17 protein-coding genes are annotated in these 17,215 nt (G+C 47.9%); 7 read left to right on the top strand and 10 right to left on the bottom strand.

The features are described 5' to 3' along the window. The first annotated feature begins 33 nt into the window (after window positions 1–33). Genes CUJ83_RS00340 through CUJ83_RS00350 form a run of 3 tightly spaced genes read left to right on the top strand, consistent with a single transcriptional unit; the run spans window position 34 to window position 3,531 of the window. Window positions 34–945: an alpha/beta hydrolase gene (locus CUJ83_RS00340; protein ID WP_230739247.1), complete on the top strand. Its 912-nt coding sequence runs from the start codon at window positions 34–36 to the stop codon at window positions 943–945. Window positions 946–985: 40 nt separating this feature from the next. Next, complete coding sequence (locus CUJ83_RS00345; protein WP_230739249.1) at window positions 986–1,867, top strand: ABC transporter ATP-binding protein; 882 nt, start codon at window positions 986–988, stop codon at window positions 1,865–1,867. Continuing rightward, complete coding sequence (locus tag CUJ83_RS00350) at window positions 1,864–3,531, top strand: DMT family protein (protein WP_230739267.1); 1,668 nt, start codon at window positions 1,864–1,866, stop codon at window positions 3,529–3,531. The genes CUJ83_RS00345 and CUJ83_RS00350 overlap by 4 nt, the downstream gene beginning before the upstream one ends. Window positions 3,532–3,557: 26 nt before the next feature. On the opposite strand, the gene CUJ83_RS00355 is transcribed toward CUJ83_RS00350, so the two are convergent. The 5 genes from CUJ83_RS00355 to CUJ83_RS00375 are packed head-to-tail and all read right to left on the bottom strand — an operon-like array spanning window position 3,558 to window position 8,106. Beyond that, entirely contained in the window at window positions 3,558–4,403 is an 846-nt protein-coding gene (locus tag CUJ83_RS00355; RefSeq protein ID WP_230739269.1) for an energy-coupling factor transporter transmembrane component T family protein, read from the bottom strand. Further along, window positions 4,403–6,067 carry an ABC transporter ATP-binding protein gene (locus CUJ83_RS00360; RefSeq protein WP_230739271.1) on the bottom strand — a complete coding sequence of 555 codons (1,665 nt, stop codon included), beginning with the start codon at window positions 6,065–6,067 and terminating at the stop codon, window positions 4,403–4,405. The genes CUJ83_RS00355 and CUJ83_RS00360 overlap by 1 nt, the downstream gene beginning before the upstream one ends. Beyond that, window positions 6,039–6,596, bottom strand: a complete 558-nt coding sequence (locus CUJ83_RS00365) for a hypothetical protein (RefSeq protein WP_230739273.1) — start codon at window positions 6,594–6,596, stop codon at window positions 6,039–6,041. The genes CUJ83_RS00360 and CUJ83_RS00365 overlap by 29 nt, the downstream gene beginning before the upstream one ends. A gap of 27 nt (window positions 6,597–6,623) precedes the next feature. Next, entirely contained in the window at window positions 6,624–7,412 is a 789-nt protein-coding gene (locus tag CUJ83_RS00370; RefSeq protein WP_230739275.1) for a hypothetical protein, read from the bottom strand. Window position 7,413: 1 nt separating this feature from the next. Continuing rightward, entirely contained in the window at window positions 7,414–8,106 is a 693-nt protein-coding gene (locus CUJ83_RS00375) for an ABC transporter substrate-binding protein (RefSeq protein ID WP_439651943.1), read from the bottom strand. Window positions 8,107–8,302: 196 nt separating this feature from the next. Between CUJ83_RS00375 and CUJ83_RS00380 the strand changes: the two genes are divergently transcribed. Beyond that, window positions 8,303–9,487 carry an MFS transporter gene (locus tag CUJ83_RS00380; protein WP_230739278.1) on the top strand — a complete coding sequence of 395 codons (1,185 nt, stop codon included), beginning with the start codon at window positions 8,303–8,305 and terminating at the stop codon, window positions 9,485–9,487. Here the strand turns inward: CUJ83_RS00380 and CUJ83_RS00385 are convergent. From CUJ83_RS00385 to CUJ83_RS00395, 3 genes are all read right to left on the bottom strand, one after another. Further along, entirely contained in the window at window positions 9,481–9,792 is a 312-nt protein-coding gene (locus CUJ83_RS00385; protein ID WP_230739280.1) for a hypothetical protein, read from the bottom strand. The two genes, CUJ83_RS00380 and CUJ83_RS00385, sit on opposite strands and share 7 nt — an antisense overlap. A gap of 6 nt (window positions 9,793–9,798) precedes the next feature. After that, window positions 9,799–10,311, bottom strand: coding sequence for a hypothetical protein (locus CUJ83_RS00390; protein ID WP_230739283.1), 513 nt, complete (start codon window positions 10,309–10,311; stop codon window positions 9,799–9,801). A gap of 75 nt (window positions 10,312–10,386) precedes the next feature. Then, window positions 10,387–10,713, bottom strand: a complete 327-nt coding sequence (locus CUJ83_RS00395; protein ID WP_230739285.1) for a hypothetical protein — start codon at window positions 10,711–10,713, stop codon at window positions 10,387–10,389. Window positions 10,714–10,816: 103 nt separating this feature from the next. Here CUJ83_RS00395 and CUJ83_RS00400 point away from each other — a divergent pair, with 103 nt between their 5' ends. Together CUJ83_RS00400 and CUJ83_RS00405 are read left to right on the top strand one after the other, a co-directional pair. After that, a complete protein-coding gene (locus CUJ83_RS00400; RefSeq protein WP_230739287.1) occupies window positions 10,817–11,869 on the top strand; it encodes a YkgJ family cysteine cluster protein in 1,053 nt (350 codons plus the stop codon). A 30-nt stretch (window positions 11,870–11,899) separates the two neighbouring features. Then, window positions 11,900–12,166, top strand: coding sequence for a hypothetical protein (locus CUJ83_RS00405; protein ID WP_230739289.1), 267 nt, complete (start codon window positions 11,900–11,902; stop codon window positions 12,164–12,166). Window positions 12,167–12,176: 10 nt separating this feature from the next. Here the strand turns inward: CUJ83_RS00405 and CUJ83_RS00410 are convergent, their stop codons facing one another. Both CUJ83_RS00410 and CUJ83_RS00415 read right to left on the bottom strand, forming a co-directional pair. After that, the gene (locus tag CUJ83_RS00410; protein ID WP_230739291.1) at window positions 12,177–13,097 is read right to left on the bottom strand and encodes a CPBP family intramembrane glutamic endopeptidase; all 921 of its coding nucleotides are present in this window, start codon (window positions 13,095–13,097) and stop codon (window positions 12,177–12,179) included. A gap of 108 nt (window positions 13,098–13,205) precedes the next feature. Next, complete coding sequence (locus CUJ83_RS00415) at window positions 13,206–16,034, bottom strand: methyl-accepting chemotaxis protein (protein ID WP_230739293.1); 2,829 nt, start codon at window positions 16,032–16,034, stop codon at window positions 13,206–13,208. Window positions 16,035–16,334: 300 nt separating this feature from the next. On the opposite strand from CUJ83_RS00415, the gene CUJ83_RS00420 reads away from it, so the two are divergent. Continuing rightward, on the top strand, window positions 16,335–16,961 hold the full coding sequence (locus CUJ83_RS00420; protein ID WP_230739295.1) for an HAD family hydrolase: 627 nt from the start codon (window positions 16,335–16,337) through the stop codon (window positions 16,959–16,961). Window positions 16,962–17,215 lie beyond the last annotated feature (254 nt).

Here is a 17,215-nt window from a genome sequence, read left to right on the forward strand (position 1 = left end):
CGATATATGACCCGGGAAAAGGGGCGGCACAAGATGAGAACAGGATCACAATGTTTACTTAACATGGTACAGAGACCCGAAATTTATGAAGAGACGCTGATAGGATCGCAGGGTGTGCCCATAGCGCTTTCCATATGGAAAGGAAAGGAAGGATGGCCCTGTATCGTATTTTTACCCGCGACCATGACACACCCGCTATTCTATGAAGAATTACTGGATGGCATCTCAAGGGAAGGTTTCAACGTGATCGGCGTCCATTTCCAGTGTCATGGAAAAAGCCCGAGGGTAAGCAAGCTATATTCTTTCGACGACCTCGTCCAGAACGGAAAGGACGCGATCACATACGCTATCGACAGGTTCGGCAGCGACATTATTGTCATGGGCTCAAGCCAGGGCGGCATAGTCTCCATGGCACTGGCAGCATCGGACGATCGTATCAAGGCGGTCTTCCCGCATAATATCCTCAACCCGGAAATGCCCGAATCGATAAAGGTGACGATATTCCCGGAATGGCTTATGCCGGGTTACAGATATGTAACGATATGTATGGACATAGCGGCAAAATTCCTGCCGTATTTAAAAGTGCCCATGACATTTTACTTAAAGAATGACAGGGTCTTCAGGACCGAAGAAAAATTACGACAGTTCTATGAAGACCCGCTGGGATTGACATCTTATCCATTGTATTTTATGGCAAGCCTGTTCAAGGCGGACATGAGCGGCATGAGAACCGGTAAAATCAAATGTCCTGTTATAGTAGTGGCCTCGACAGGAGATACGCTTTTCCCGTTCGATTATACACAAAAGGTTTATGATATTATCAATGCTCCATATAAAGAAATGCTCGTTTTTGACTTGAGCCATCACCTCATATATAACGAATGCCTTGACGAGGTAATGCCTGCATTCATGTCAAAATTAAAAGAGATCACAGGTAGGGCCTAAAGCAAAGAATATAGCTAGGTAAACCGGTCCTGGTGTTAACATGAAATTATCGATAAAAAATGTAAGTAAACGCTATAAAGGTAACGTATGGGGATTAAAAGATTTTAGCCTTGAGCTAGGCCCTGGAGTCCTCGGGCTGCTTGGCCCTAACGGCGCGGGAAAATCCACCCTGATGCGTATCCTTGCGACTATCACTCAGCCTACCGAAGGAAATATCACCTGGGATGGCGTCGACATCTCAGGCTCTCCGGACACTATCAGGTCAGTGCTGGGATATCTTCCGCAGGATTTCGGGGTGTACCCAAACCTTAACGCTGTCGAGTTCCTTGAATATATGGCGGCCATAAAAGGCATTGATTCAAAAGCCGCGAAAAGCCGCATAGATGAGCTGCTGGACGTCGTGAACCTGGCTGACGCGAAAAAACGCCCGCTTGGAGGCTATTCCGGCGGCATGAAGCAGCGCATCGGCATTGCACAGGCTTTGCTCAACGACCCTAAACTTTTGATAGTCGACGAACCCACAGTCGGGCTTGATCCCGAAGAACGTGTCAGGTTCAGGAACCTTTTATCGGACCTCTCGGGAGACCGCATAGTCATCCTTTCCACCCACATAGTCTCTGACGTTGAGGCTACAGCTACCGGTATCGCGGTAATAAACAAAGGCTCCATGCTCGCGAACTATTCTCCGGAAAGCATGTTAAGCTCTATCGAAGGAAAAGTATGGGAGACAGCCATACCCAGCTCGGAGCTTAACGCCCTCAAGCAAAAATACCTGATAAGCAGCACGATACGTCGCAGCGACGGAGTGCGTGTCCGCGTAGTATCTGATGATAAGCCGGGCATCGACGCGATAGAAGCCCAGCCGACGATGGAGGACGCTTACCTTTATTTGCTCTCGACCAGCCGGGGCGGTAAAGAATGAGTGCATTAAAAGAGATATACCATATCGCAAGGGCGGATTTTTTAGACCGTGTCAGAAGCTACGGCTTCATCATAGTCTTACTTATCACGATAATGGGTGCGTACGTCTTTATACCGCCTACCGACGCGAACTATATTACGCTTGTGATAAGTGACACCGGCGCATCGGACCTTTTAAATGGCGGCAGTGATGACAGCAAGCCGCACGATTATTATCGGGGCATCTATAATTCCGCCTGGATAGGCACGAATGTGGCGATCCTGACGATCATACTTCTTTCGCTTTTCGGGTTTTACCTGGTAAAGAACGCGGTGGATAGAGACCGGCGTACAGGCGTGGGGCAGATCATAGCCGCATCGCCCGTTACTAAAACGAGGTATATCCTTGGAAAAGCATTGAGTAATTTCTCAGTGTTCTCGGTAATTACTTTCATAATGTTCTTAGGAGCCATAGGCATGCAGCTATTAAGAGGCGAAAGCAATGTCATCGACCTCTGGGCTCTTGCGTCTCCTTTCCTGTTATTATTGTTGCCGGGAATGGCTTTAATAGCGTCAGTGGCCGTGTTTTTTGAGTCCGTACCCATACTCAGGGGAGGACTGGGGAACATAATATATTTCTTTATCTGGATCGCCCTTATCTCCACTTTGCCGGTGACTGTAATGCTGACCGAGCAGTCAAGCAATGAAATATTGATGTTCGGCGACATTTTCGGGTGGAGCATACCGCTGGCGAGCATGAACCAGGCCATAGCTGCCATGTATCCGGGCTTTGGCTCCGGGTCGGTCTCCGCGGGTTTCCAGATCTTTGAGCCGCCCATATACACTTTTCAATGGTCGGGAACGGAATGGTCTCCGCTTCTACTGCTGACAAGAGTGTTCTGGCTCCTGGTGGCGGGCCTTGTCGCCATAGCGGCATCCGTCTTCTTCGACCGTTTCGATACGGCAGCCATTTTAAAGAGCAAAAAGAACAAAAAGGGCACCGTCGAAATTGAAGAGCCAAAAGAGCATGTAAAGAACGTGAAGGAACTGCGTTTGAATACTCTTCTTCTGGAGAATATCAGGTTTGGTTTTTTGACGATACTGGCCGCGGAGCTAAGGCTGATGTTAAAAGGCCAGCGCTGGTGGTGGTATACGGTATCGGCGCTTTTGATCGTCACAGGCCTGTTCCTGCCGCTTGACGTATCGTTAAAGTTCATATTACCGGTCGCGTGGGTATGGCCGATACTGATATGGTCATCGATGGGGACCAGAGAGAATATCCATAATACCTCCCAGCTAGTATTCTCAGCTCCGAACCCGGTCAGAAACCAATTACCAGCGACCCTGCTTTCAGGCATTATCGTAGCCATGGTACTGGGAAGCGGCGTCCTGTTACACCTGATAGCCGCAGGAAGCTGGATGAACGTTCTTGCCGTTCTCGCAGGGGCCGTATTTGCACCTTCTATGGCGCTTGCCATGGGCGTCTGGACCGGCAATAACAGGCTTTTCGAGATAATTTACCTGCTGGTATGGTATACAGGCCCGGTGAACGGTGTTAAATACTTTGATTTCCTGGGGACGACCGCAAGAAGCGTCGCCATGGGAATACCGGTATATTTCCTCGCCTTCACAGCCATACTCATGATACTTGCCGTGATTGGACGGAAAAGACAGGTCGGGATGTGACCGGTAAATATTTTTTCCGACAATGATCACAGGATCAATAATATGGCGGTAAAGAGCACCGTCAGTATAATGAATATTTGATCCTCTTTTTTTAACGAGATCTCCCGGAATATAGTGGGCTTTTTCGTATACCCGAAACCTCTCGACAGCATGGCTTCCGAGATATTTTCGGAACGATTTAGAAGACATACCACGGTAGGTATGAACAACGCCAGCAGCTTTTCATAATTCTTAAAAATATTACCTTTATCGAACTCAAGACACCTGGAACGCTGGGCATCCATGATGTTTCTGACATCACTGCCCATATAGGTCATGGACCTGAGAGCAAGCCCCAGCGAGAAAGAAACGGTATATGGGACATGTAGTTTCCTGAGCCCTTTTACGAAATCTTCATACCTTGTGCTCATTATGAAGAGCATCGACACGCCGACGAAGTTTAGAAGCCTGAATCCCATGGCAGTGCTGAATAAAAGGCCCCCATACGTGACCTCCGGATGTAAGAACAGGATGTCGCCGGAAAATATTACCGGGCCGTATGACACCCTCGGAAATAACGAGTCCAGGACCAGGACAAGCACCAGGAAAATGGCGAATTTCCTTAACATTTTTAGCCAGTATCTCAACACTCCGGAAAACGCCGCGACCAGTACCAGCGACACAAATAACAGTGCCATTGGAAGAAGATCGATGGTAAGGAGCGAGATACAGGTGATCAGCAGAACAGTAAAAAATTTTGTGCGAGGGTCCAGCCTGTGTATGAACGTGTCTGCCTCGACATAACTAAGGACCGGCCGGCGTTTTTTCATGCCGCCAAAAGGGTTTTTATTTTGACCCGGTTTTGTAGAACGATCTGTGTTAAGCCCGAACATTATAATGCCCTCGTGAACTCTTCCACATTAAGTATACGTTCCATGCCCATCCTTATGCCGATCTCCGTCGCCTGAGGCAAATGAAGAGATGCCTTACTAATCAATTCCCGGGAGGTAAGTATGTCCCTGGTGTGACCGTCAGCGATCACATAACCCCCTGACATCAGTATGACCCTTTCGGCATTTGCCGCCGCGAATTCCACATCATGCGTTATGACGATTATGGACTTACCCTTACCCTTCAAAGCTCTTACCATTGCAGCCAGGTCATCCTTATGACCTTTATCAAGCCCTAGAGTTGGCTCGTCCATGACGATGATATCAGGCTCAAGCGTCAGAATGCTTCCGATGGTCACACGCTGCTTTTCTCCGCCGGATAAAAGATGAGGCGAGGAAGACATGCCGAGCATATCCAGTCCAAGAGCTCCGGCCACATCGTTCACCCTGCGATTAATATCGATCTCCGGCAGCCCGACATTTTTAGGAGCGAAAGCCAATTCGCCATAAATGGTCTCCTCAAATATCTGGTAGCTTGCGTTCTGGAAAACAAGACCGATCTTTTTTGAGATCTCCGCTATCGTCTTATTTTTTATATTATCCCCTTTGACAGTAACTTCGCCGCTATCAGGCCTTAAAAGCCCGTTCATATGTTTCACGAGAGTGGTCTTCCCGGACCCGTTACCGCCCATGATCATGGCGATCTCGCCTGGATAAAAGTCTAAAGACACACCATTTATCGCATTATGCTTTCTCCCGTGATATTTAAAATACAGGTCTTTTACCGATACGACTGGCAAGGGCCTGTTTATCTCCCTGTCCTGCGTATACGACCCGGATATGCCATTTAAGTTGATGCCGGACACGGATGTATCAAGTGAAAGGCCGAATCTCTTTGAAAACCTCACAAGAGGCGGCTCCCCGATACCCATGCTTAAAAGGTCGTTCGTGAATACATCTTTAGGATGGCCATCAAATATTATACGGCCTTCGTTCATGACTATCAGCCGCTTCATGACATCGAGAAGCCTCTCTATCCGGTGTTCCACCAGTATGACGGTGATGCCGTGGATCTCGTTAAGGTCCTTCAATGTCTTTATAAGACTAAAAGCGCCGGCAGGGTCGATCTCGGAGGTGGGCTCGTCCATGACGAGGATCTGCGGCCTCATCGCCATAGCCGAAGCTATAGCGACTCTCTGTTTTTCTCCTCCGGACAGGTCATCGACGGGACGGTCCCTGAGATGTTCGATGCTGACCGCTGACAATGCGCTCCGGACTCTTCGCTCGATCTCATCGCGGTCCAGGCCGAGGTTTTCAGGCCCGAAAGCCAGCTCGGACTCCACATTATTAGAAAAAAGCTGATTGTCGGGGTTTTGAAATACCATGCAGACGTAGGGCGCGAACTCATACACCGGGTGTTCGACCGTATCCATACCGCATACATTTACGGTTCCTTCGAATATCCCCTTCGAGGCCTGAGGAATGAGGCCGTTCAGACACTTACAGAGGGTTGATTTTCCGCAGCCGCTTGTCCCGGTTATGACTACAAAATCGCCCTTTTCGATGTTTAAAGAAATATTATCAAGGGCTTTTTTGCGGCCGTTTTTTGGCGCCTGTTCATAGAGGAAAGATAGGCCGCTAACTTCTATCAGGCGTTCTCTGTTCATTTTTCCTGATCACACCAGCCCTGTATAGCCTGTTCAAAAGTATCGATGCTATCAGGCCGCCGAGTCCCCCGAAAATAAAGTGGGAGACCGATGCAAGGCCTATACCCATCAGGATAAATGAGGCGGGTACGCCCAGCATAACGTCCACATAGTAGTTGACGACCATTTTTGAGAGATTCCCGGCTGCGCCTAACATGATCCCTACAATTGGGTTTGTAAGATGACCTTTGAATACCTGCCCGAGCACGTCTATGGTGATCCCCATGGTGAGATATTTAAAAAAGTCAAATATCCCTGAGTCGCCCATGCCCAGGAAAGCTGCGAGCACGCCTGATATGAAGCCGATATACGTACCCGAGCCGGGGCGGGATACGATCGCTACCCCAAGGATTATAGGTATGACCCAGAATAGCCCGCTCTTACCCGGAATGTGCATCGGCACCCTGAGGTATACGCGCAATATGAACACGAGCGCGCCCAACAGCGACAGTATCGTGAGCTCATAAAGGGAAAAATATGTTTTTCTCATGGTGCCACGGTCGGATCATCCTGTATCTTATATTGCCCCTGCCTTGAGCTTTATCTGGAATCCGTCGGGTATCGTACCATTCACGGCCACAAGGAGAATAATGTCGTCAAGACCCCGGTCGCCCGAGTATGTTATATAGAAAGTTCCCGAAAGGTCACCGGTACTGGTTACCTGTCCGCCGAATACCTCGGCGTCGTTCGTGACATGAAGGTTGTTAAGTCCGCCGCCCGGCTTCTGGAACTTAATGAAGTAAGTATCGTTACCCTGATCGTCGTATCGGGCACCTTCGTCGTTAACGACCTTTACGTACACATTATTATTTTCTTCCAGCGATTTAGCGGCCGCCTGAGTTCCGCTGCCTGAGACGGTACCGCTTACCAGAAGACAGCTGCTGTCCACATTGTTGGTCCATGATATCCCGCCTGAAGAATAGCCGTATGCATGGAACGCCGCGGTCCCTGCAAGGTCTTTTATGCCATAGTCGACCCTTATAGTCCTTGACTCGGAAGATATGCCTGCGGAAGTGTTCAGGTCAACGAACATTAAATAAAAATCACCGCCGCCGTCAACATTCTGTCCCGGGACTATGGGCAGTTTTGTGTTATAGGGTTTCCATGCCTGAGGACCGTATATAAGGTCATTCTTATCGAAAGACTGGTCCAGCGTCCAGTTTACATTCGCTACGTCGGCGACCTGGCCATCATCCGATGCCTGACCCCCGCTATTGTTCGAGGTAAAATACTGTAAAGCCACCATCGCAGCCAAAAATATGATTATTATTAATACGCCTGCAATAAGTTTATTTTTGATATCCATCTTAATCCCTCTTTAAAGCGACCAGCCTGCCGTCACACTCATCGACGAACAGGACCGCTTTACCCTGCACAAATGAAGGGGTTTTCGACTTCCCGACGTCAATGTTGCCATCTGTCAACACCCTGCCGTCAAGTGTCATAATGTGGTCGATACCTGCACAGAGGATATCCCGGACGTTCAGGACGCCGGTAAGATCTCTGTTCCCCCCTTTTAGCAGGAATCTTCCGTCATTCTTAATTGCCGCAAGTCCGATGCCTGCGACGGCCCCTATGACCCCGCCTTCGGTGCCTCCAAGCCCTTCCAGCCTGATACCGGCGTTTTTAGCGACTTTTCTTGCCCGGTCCTGGTTCAGTACGATCTTCTTCGCATCGATACCGAATGCAGTTACCCCATATGTGACCTGGTGACTTGAGGCGATAGCGATACCGGGATCGCTCCCTTCGACAAAGTCAGACAGCATCAGGTCTTTTGCCGTGTCGAAAATATCATCCATCTCTGCCTGATGGCGATCCTCGACGTGAATAACGGCACAGCTGTTATGGGATGTGAACGGTATGCTCTCATGCACGTAGAGCTGATGCCGCGTTACTCCGAATATGCCGTATCTTTTTGAAAGCTCTCCGGCAATCTCCCTGGCCAGCCTCCCGGTTCCCCGGGATTCAAGATTATCCGTATCATCTATTGCAAGATATATCGTAGTACATCACACCCATGTCAATCGTTTTTGATTACATTTTACTGGTATTGTAAAATAACATATCTACTTAATCAGTATAAATATAGTTTGCTGTTTAACCTGTCACCATACGGATAAATTACAAAATATTGAAAGACCGAAATAGTATTATATAAAAAACCAGGGTATAGAAAAATACATCCTGAGTGAGATCATGCTCGATAAAAAGACCATAATATTTTCATTAGTATCATTTGCCCTGTTCATGGACATGATGGTATACGGGCTCATCATCCCGGTAGTTCCATCATACTCACTGTCACTTGGAGCGGACGAGCTGATCATCGGGATAATATTCGGGGCGTATTCAGCCGCATTACTGATCGCAGGCATCCCGTTCGGCTTTTTAGCAGACAGGATCGGAAGACGGCCTTTATTGATATCAGGTATGCTCCTGCTGGCACTGTCAACTGCCATATTCGGACTGGCGAGCGACATCAACATTTTGATAATCGCGAGAATAGTCCAGGGCATCTCGGCGGCCGCCACCTGGACTGCAGGGCTGGCTTTGCTGGCAGACACGTTTGACAGGTCGGAGCGCGGCCAAAAACTCGGGCTGGCGATGTCGATGAACGTTCTGGGAGCACTGACGGGGCCGGTCATCGGAGGATTGATATTTGATAATCTTGGCTATACGCCAACTTTCCTGATACCGTCTGTCATGGCCGCTGTAGCGGGAGTATTGTTCTTTGCCATACCACATGAAAGCAGGAAGAATCCATCCTTCAGTCCTTTCGAGATTTTACGCAGGCCGAATGATAAAGCACTGCTGCTCGTACTGGCAGCCATCAGCATCGCAGGAGCCGCGACATTCGGCATAATCGAGCCATATATGCCCGTATATTTTTATGAGAAGTTCTCGGCCACGCCTACAGTGATAGGCCTCATGTTCGGATTAATGGCATTCCTGAGCATGATAGCCCAGCCATTAGCCGGAAAGATATATGATCGCAGGGGCGGCGGGATGATGATACCGGCCGGAATGATGCTTACGGCAGCGATCATAACAGCTTCGACTTTAATGCCCTCTATCCTGCTTACCGGATGCATATTTTCACTGCTCGGAGTGACCACGGCAATCGCACTGATGCCTATGCTGCCGTTAATATCGGATCTCTACGGAGGAAATGAAAAGGATAATTCATACGGCCTTATCTACGGTGCATACAACACGTTGTTCTCGATCGGCCTGGCGGCCGGGCCGTTCATAGGAGGGATATCCATATCATTTTTAGGTTTTCCCCATACCTTGTACGGATTTTCGCTGGTGCTGGTGATCGCGGGTGTTATCGGATCCATATATTTTAAAAAGCCAAAAATGAAAAAAACAGGTCAATAAACCTGCACATATTTGCCCTTTATCTCTGATATAACTAAAAAATCACAGGCATCTTCCGAGGACAATATATCGCTGCTCAGGTATTCCGGCCATGCGGCGCTCACTGTCGAGCAATTAAGGCCTTTCCTGACGGCGAGCTCCCGGATAGTGTCAACATCCTCATCCATTCCATCATAAACCGGGATGACTATAATATCTCTGTCCCGTAAAAAATACGTCCGCATATCGCCATACCTGTGCCTGATATAATTGAACATCTGTACGGCGCTCATCGGGCCGTCCGGCAGACAGGCATCGCATACCATGAAGCATCACTTTTTATCGGCACTCTTGAGCTCAAGAGTATATAAGAATTCGTCGGACCGCAGGTATTTGATCGCTATGGTAATAGGATTCTTACCCCTGCCCTCCCCATACTCGTAGGCGGGAAAAATATTCCCGTCCTCGATCCTGAACATTCCGGAACCCAGCATCTCCTCGAGAGCGCCGCCCTCAAGACATGACCTGTGAAAGCCCCAGTTCACGAAAGGATAGTATCTCTCGCGATAGAAAGGGACAAGCTCGTCTCTCTTGACCGTACCGTCACAAATTAGACAACGAACCCTGGGAAGGTACGTATCGCTGTTTAAAAAGACACTATCCCCGGATATGGAAACAGCCCCCTCTTCGCTGATCTCTTTTAGGTTACTGATAGCATCCTCTTTTGTGAGCGACATTGACTCCAGGAAACCTGTCACTTCTTCAATATCAGCTATGTGGCCTTTCTTAGAATGTAAGAACTCTATGACTTTTTCTTTAATATCGCCGACGGATCCGGAACTCAAATTGCCATCACAATAAGTCAGATTGACAGCTTATTATTTAAAATCAATGTAAAAGGAAAAATAAAAAAGATAGGATCAGTCGCCTGAACACTCGTCACAACCGCATTCTATCTCGCCCAGCTCGACGTCGAACACGGCTATTCCGGCATCCCTCAGTATGACCTCTATCTCGTCCCTCACGTCCCTGGCATCTTCCTCATCGATGCAGGTGATGGTGGCCTCGATCACTTGCTTCCTTGTCGGGATGTCATAAGAGAGGTCATCGATCTCAAGCTCTATATCACCGATCGTGATATGTAAGTCTTCGGAGACCGCGGGCATGTCCGTAGTAAATCCCATAGGGTATCCCAATACTTCTTCTGTACCCTCTATCTCGAATAACAGTATTACATCAGTAAGCATGTATATAACCGGTTAAACTCTGTATGCAAAGTATTAAAGGATAATGGTATCACGTCACCGACCTAAATTATTTGAACTATCAAGGATAATCTGATGTGACCGGATGAACGGAAAAAGGAAAGGGTGCCAGATGACAGGGAATGTACTTTCTTATCAGGATTTTAAATGCCGCATGTGCGGCTTATGCTGCAAAAGACAAAAAGTTGTGCTGCTGACGGTCTATGATATATTTCGCTTATCAGGACATCTGGGCATTAAGCCTGAAGAGTTCTTTAAAAAATATTGCATCAAGTCGGATAAGTTTAACGAGGAAGGAAGGCTGAGGATCTTTTTAAGGTCTCAAGGCGGATGCCCGTTCCTGAAGGATAATATGTGCTCTATCCATAGCGTCAAGCCCATGGTCTGCTCTCAAAACCCGTTCTATTATCTGGAGTCGTCGCTTGCCGTTTATAAAGTATTCAGTATCACCCAGGACGAATGCATCATAAGCGAATTGCCATACGATACTATGACGAAGGGAGATACGGAACGCCTTATAGATCTCGAGATCCTGGTCAACATAACTGACGAATATATGGAAAGGCATAAAAAGTTCAGCGAAGCCACAGCACGGGAATATTTTGAAAGGTCCCGGGACGCCATAGCCGATGAAGCCCGGCGAAGCATCACATATGCCACATTGCTGGACCAGTCTATAAGAAGGGAGGACATGTGCAGGAACGACCCGTATTACAAGGGCTCTACCGGCATGTACCTTAGCGGCTTCTATAAAATGCACCTTGAAGATGCAGGGAAAGAAAAAGCCGGAAGCGATAAGGTATTTGCGTTCCAGCCATCTGCGCTCGGGACCGTTGACGGCCTCGCCACCCTTGTCCTTTTTGACGATGACTATAAGAGCGTCAAAAGGATGTTATCAGGCGGAGATAACGGCGATATTAGCGTAAAAACCCTTATGCATGAGGATACGGAATACGTGACAATGACGATAAGACCGGCGACAAATGATATTACCATCGTTACTTATTATTATATTGATAAGAAAGAAAAGCCGCATATTCAATCGCCACCGGGAGAGATATTGCTTAACATCAGGAACGGTAAAGGGAAAAGTTTCATCTACCGGGGCAGAGATAAGGATGGCTGGCTGAAAAAATAACAGCATCAATAGATCAGCAGGTAATACGGGATGAAAATAAGATATACGAACCTTGTAGGGCTATTATCGCTACTGGGTACGATTATAGGCCTGATATTAGCGGGAACGCTACATGAGAGCAGTTCTTTGTTAGCCGCGCCTTTTGTACTACTGGCGATCGCTTCTTTCTTTATTTTCTTGAAATTCCTGTACCACTTTTTAAAATACAGCCCCCTGGGAGACATACCAGACGAAGAGGCGAGAGAGGCGTACATGGATCATGATGACTTTCCGCCAGAACAGGATAAAAATAAGTAATGGTCTTTTCTTATGCGATAGTGCCGGCTAAGACCGGTAATACTATCAGCGTATAAAAACCCGTATGGAACAGGATAGGGCCGATAATGCTGTCATTCTTCACTGTGACCCTGCCCCAGTAGTATCCCAGGCCGGCTGCTGCGACCAGTGCAAAAATCGTTATGATCATATCCTGCGTCAGCGTGAAAGCTATAAGCGCCTCAAACACGGCAAAAACCCCTGCCTGGATCACGATGGCCGCATCTTTTTCGACGACATCTAATAGTCTTGACAACAATAATCCCCTAAACCATATCTCCGCGGATATAGCTCCTGCAGCGCTCAATAATAAGACAGCTATCGCAGTATCCGGGCTTGCCGAAAGGAAGGATAGCCCCCCGCCATAAAGGAAAAGCTGTGCCGCGATGAATATGACGCCGCATATTAAAAGTCCTGCGACGCCGACCTTAATGCTTTCCAGCATATTTCCTGCTTTTATGAAGATGTCCGACATGCGGTCCTTTTCAAAAAATAACAACATGGCTATGAGCATCGCCGAAAGCACAAGATATGCAAGATTATAATACATTATTCCCGTTATGCCTTCGAAAGCTGCCGGGCTTAATATTCCGGCCATCTTACCCAGGCTGATGACCAAAGGAGCTGTGGACAGGATAAGGAAAGCGTCGATCACCTTCGTAAAAGGCTCCATGCGCTTCAATGAAGTGCGTACGGCATATGCCAGTATAGCGAACATTATGAATGAGAATATTTCCAGTATGAGCGAGTCATCGCCGCCCCCGATAGCGCCGCCGATAAGAAAAAGCAGGTATAGGGAGACCAGCATCGAAGTTATGATCATCTCCGAAGGAACAAAATGGCCTGCTATATTCATCCCATAGAAGTCGTCCGGACTTTTTGATTTTCTCCTGCCTTTTACGTAGCCGCTCATATTTCTTCATGAATGCTATGCCTTATAAAAAGCTTTACGGATGAAAAGTGGCAAGGAGCCCGGAATGGATTAAAATCAAAATATAATAAAAAAGAAAGGTGGATGTTATTAATCCACCTTGAGCTTGCTAACCTCTGCCTTAAGCTCGTCAGCGATCTTGCTGAGCTGCTGGGACATGTTAGCGATCTCTTCCATCGTCGCCGTGCTCTCTTCAGCAGATGCGGACACTTCCTCGGTAGATGAGGCGCTCTCTTCTACGACAGCGCTTATCTGCTCTATGGACTTGACTACCTCTAACGTGTCGCGTACCTGCTTCTCAGTGGCTGTGGATACGCCGTGCGCAATGGTCGCGGTCTCATTTATGAGATAGGATATCTCTTCAATGGACTTCAAGGCCTTGGCGACCACGTCGCTTCCGGAGGACACTTCATCAGTGCCGCGATCCATCGATTCTACAGCCATGTCCGTCCTTTCCTTGATCTGGTTGACAAGATCGGATATCTGTTCGGTCGACTTTGCGGCCTCTTCGGCCAGTTTCCTGACCTCCTCTGCAACTACGGCGAAGCCTCTTCCGGCCTCTCCTGCCCTGGCTGCCTCAATGGCCGCGTTCAGTGCGAGCAGATTAGTCTGGCTTGCTATCGATGTGATGACATCCACTATCTTTCCGATCTGCTTGGACTTCTCGCCAAGGTCCTTGACGATCTCTGCAGAGCCGTTCACTGACTTCTGGATATCGGACATCTTCGAGATAGCCACGTTAGCGGCTTCTCCGCCGGCACGGCTGGTCTCGGACGCTGCCTGAAGAGCTTCTGAAGCCTTTTTAGACGAGTCTGACATATTAGACGATTCAGTGGATATGCCCCTGATCAGGCGACTGATCTCATCCACCTGCTGCGCCTGGCTCTGGCTTCCGCTTGCTATCTGCTGTATGCTTTCGGATATCTGCCTGGAGGACGTCATCGCCTGGTTCGTCGAGGAAGACACCTGCTGTGAAGCTTTTGCGACACGGTCAGCTATCTCGTTAGCCTTTACGATTATGGCGTTAAGGTTAGCCTGAGCATCTTTCTCCTTTGTGATGTCGCGGGCGATAATGCTGAGACCGGTAGTGTTGCCGTTGGCATCCTTAATGATCGTGCCGTTAATGAGCACTGGCAGGTATTTGCCGTTCCTTAGCGATATTGAGTCATCAAGGCCGAGAATGTCCATGCCGGTCCTGAGAGCGTCAATTAGCTTGCCGCCATTCTTCTCCAGCTTTGTAATATCGGTCAACCGCTTTCCGGCCATTTCGGAAGCCGAGTAACCTATATAGTTCTGGGCAGGCTCGTTGGTATATGTTATATTGCCATCTTTGCTGATCACAACATGTATGTCCTTGATGCTCTTGAGAATAGCCTCGCTGTAGGTGGCTTTCTCCCTTGCCTCTTTCTCTGCCTTTTCGATCTTGACCTTGGCGAGCTTTGACTCGGTGATGTCCTGAAGCAGCTCCATTCCACCCACGGTCTTACCATGCTGGTCCTTTACAGCTGTCGCATCGCATGAGAAGTCGATGACCTTTCCGCCCCTTAGAGTTATATTACCCTCGGCTCCCTTCAGGTCGCCCTCGCGCCATGCACGTTTCAGCATACACTGCTCTGTATGGCACACAGGCGTGTTGAATACGTCCTTACATTGCTTGCCGATAACATCTTCGCGGCTGAATCCGGTCATCTCGCTGCAGGCATCGTTAAAGTACGTGATCTTGCGGTCCATGTCCGTGACGAACATCGGCGTCCTGATACCTTTCAGGATAGATTCGTTAAAGGCGATCTTTTCCTTGATGTTGGCTACCATCTTCTTTACAGCATCGGTAAGTTCGCCTACTTCGCCGCCTTTTGCCCCTGTCTCGACAGGAGTATCGAGATTGCCTTCCGCGACACTGTTCGCTACTACGACAAGCTTATTGATCGGCCTGGTGACACGGTTCACTATCAAGAACCCGACAAGGACTGCGATAATGGATATTACAGCGCCTATCATAAGCGACTGCATGGTCATGTTGTTCAGCTGTGCAAGGCCGGGGCCGATGTCGTAGCCGACGAAGAGCATTCCCACGGTCTTGCCATCCGCGTTCTTTAAAGGCTCGTAGTGGACATAAAGCTGCAAGCCGTTTACGGTGATTATGTCCTCGAACTTTTGGCCGTTAGTTATAACGGTGGACACGACCTGTTCGCTTGCCTTTGTACCGATGATCCTCTCCCCTTTATCATTCTTTAGAGTGGTCGATACGCGGGTGTCTCCCTGGAAAACAGTACAGTATGAACCGCTGTGGCCCGAGACGTAGTCTACTACCGAGAACTCGTTGTTTAATATCTGCGCCGTGTAGACCGAACCGATGATAATGCCGTTTTCATCCTTTACCGGCAGGCAATTGATCATCGCAAGACCGTCCGAGGTCTTAGTCGCTGATATCATGTTCTCCAGATTGTTCGCCCTGATCGATTCGGCAGGGATCAGGTCAGTCACTGCGTACTCTTTACCGCTAAGTGCCCCGAGTATATGAGAGTTTGAAGTGACGTCACCGTGATTGGTTGACGCTGACCTTGCCATTACTACTGCTTTTTCATCCGTTATAGTGATAACATGCATGTATGAGTTCTTTTTAGAATACTCGTCTATCAATTGCTTTAATGTCGTCGCATCATCATTCTTTAAAGCATTGACTATTCTCGGATCGTTCCCGATCTTTACGGAGGAAATAGTGGCGCGGTCCAGCTGGGACTTATAGGCCTGTTCGGCCATGACGTATGCGTCGTCCGTCTTATCCTTAAAGTTCGCATACTTATCCGCGCTGATCGTACTGTTCGTGTTATAGCTTAATACTATTACAGGTACTATAGCTACAATCAATACAAGTGCTAATAATTGTATAGAGATACTTCTGAAGTCCAGTTTTTTCAACGAGGAAACCCTCCTAGAGTAACCGTTATAATACGAAAAAATAGAAATGAGATTAAATATAATTTTTGTACATATTATGAAAATTAATAATTGAAGTTAAAAATTCGTAATGACAGATTGATAAGTGGTTAATATATCAGTATAAAGTCATTCGCATATCGTGAAATCATTAAAGAATATCACATATCACGATCGAAACTTGCTTAAAAACTGGTAAAATGACTTTTACAACACTATCGTATCATTCATGATAAAAAACCGAAAAGTATATTGAAAGAGTTATTGAATATTTTAAAAATCATGTCACGCATTAAAGGCCTCATTTTCGATCTTGACGGCACCATTATCGATAATGACGAAAGGTACATGGAGCTTATGCTGTCCCGCGTCGGCAAGGAGCTGGGCCGCAGCCTGACTCTTGACCATGCAAGGCAGCTATGGTACTCCATGAACGCCGTATCAAGGGACGAGGTAATATCAAGATGGGGCCTTGACCCTGACGAGTTCTGGGCGATCTTTAACACATTTGAAAACTTGCAGGAAAAGCTGAACAGTACCTATCTTCATAAGGACGCCCCTTTTCTTAAAAGTATAGACTTGCCTAAGAGCATAGTCACTCACACCACATATGATCACACGGATAATCTTTTAAAGCTCGTAGGCATGAGGGACCTTTTCAACCCGATAATCTCCTGTACCGAAGACCTGGGATTTAAGCCGTCCCCGCTCCCCCTTATACATTGTGTCGTAAACATGAAGCTAACCGTTGACGAGGTCATATTCGTCGGCGACACCATCTCCGATATGCTCGCTGCCAAAGACGCAGGTATAAAAAGCGTTTACATAAACCGATTCAAAAGGCCGATAGACTACAAGCCAGACTATGAGATAGATAGCCTGGAAAAGATAGCGGAAATAATAAAATAGCGCTATTTACAGATCAAGACTTTTTTCAATTGAATTTATTAATAATCTTTATAGCTTCAGCCGCGTTCGGCGAGATGTTTAGGGTTTGCCCGCAGCGAGCGAACGAAGTGAGCGAGCGAAGGGATGCGTAGATGGCAGGGTAATGAGCGCGGCGTCAGTCCGCGCTGCTTAGGGCTTGCGAGCAGAACTCGGCGAAGCCGGAGTTCTGCGGGGTGCAAGCCCGGCCCTGACATCGAAGCACCCTAAACACCGAG

Source organism: Methanooceanicella nereidis (assembly GCF_021023085.1).
GTDB classification, from domain to species: Archaea; Halobacteriota; Methanocellia; order Methanocellales; family Methanocellaceae; genus Methanooceanicella; species Methanooceanicella nereidis.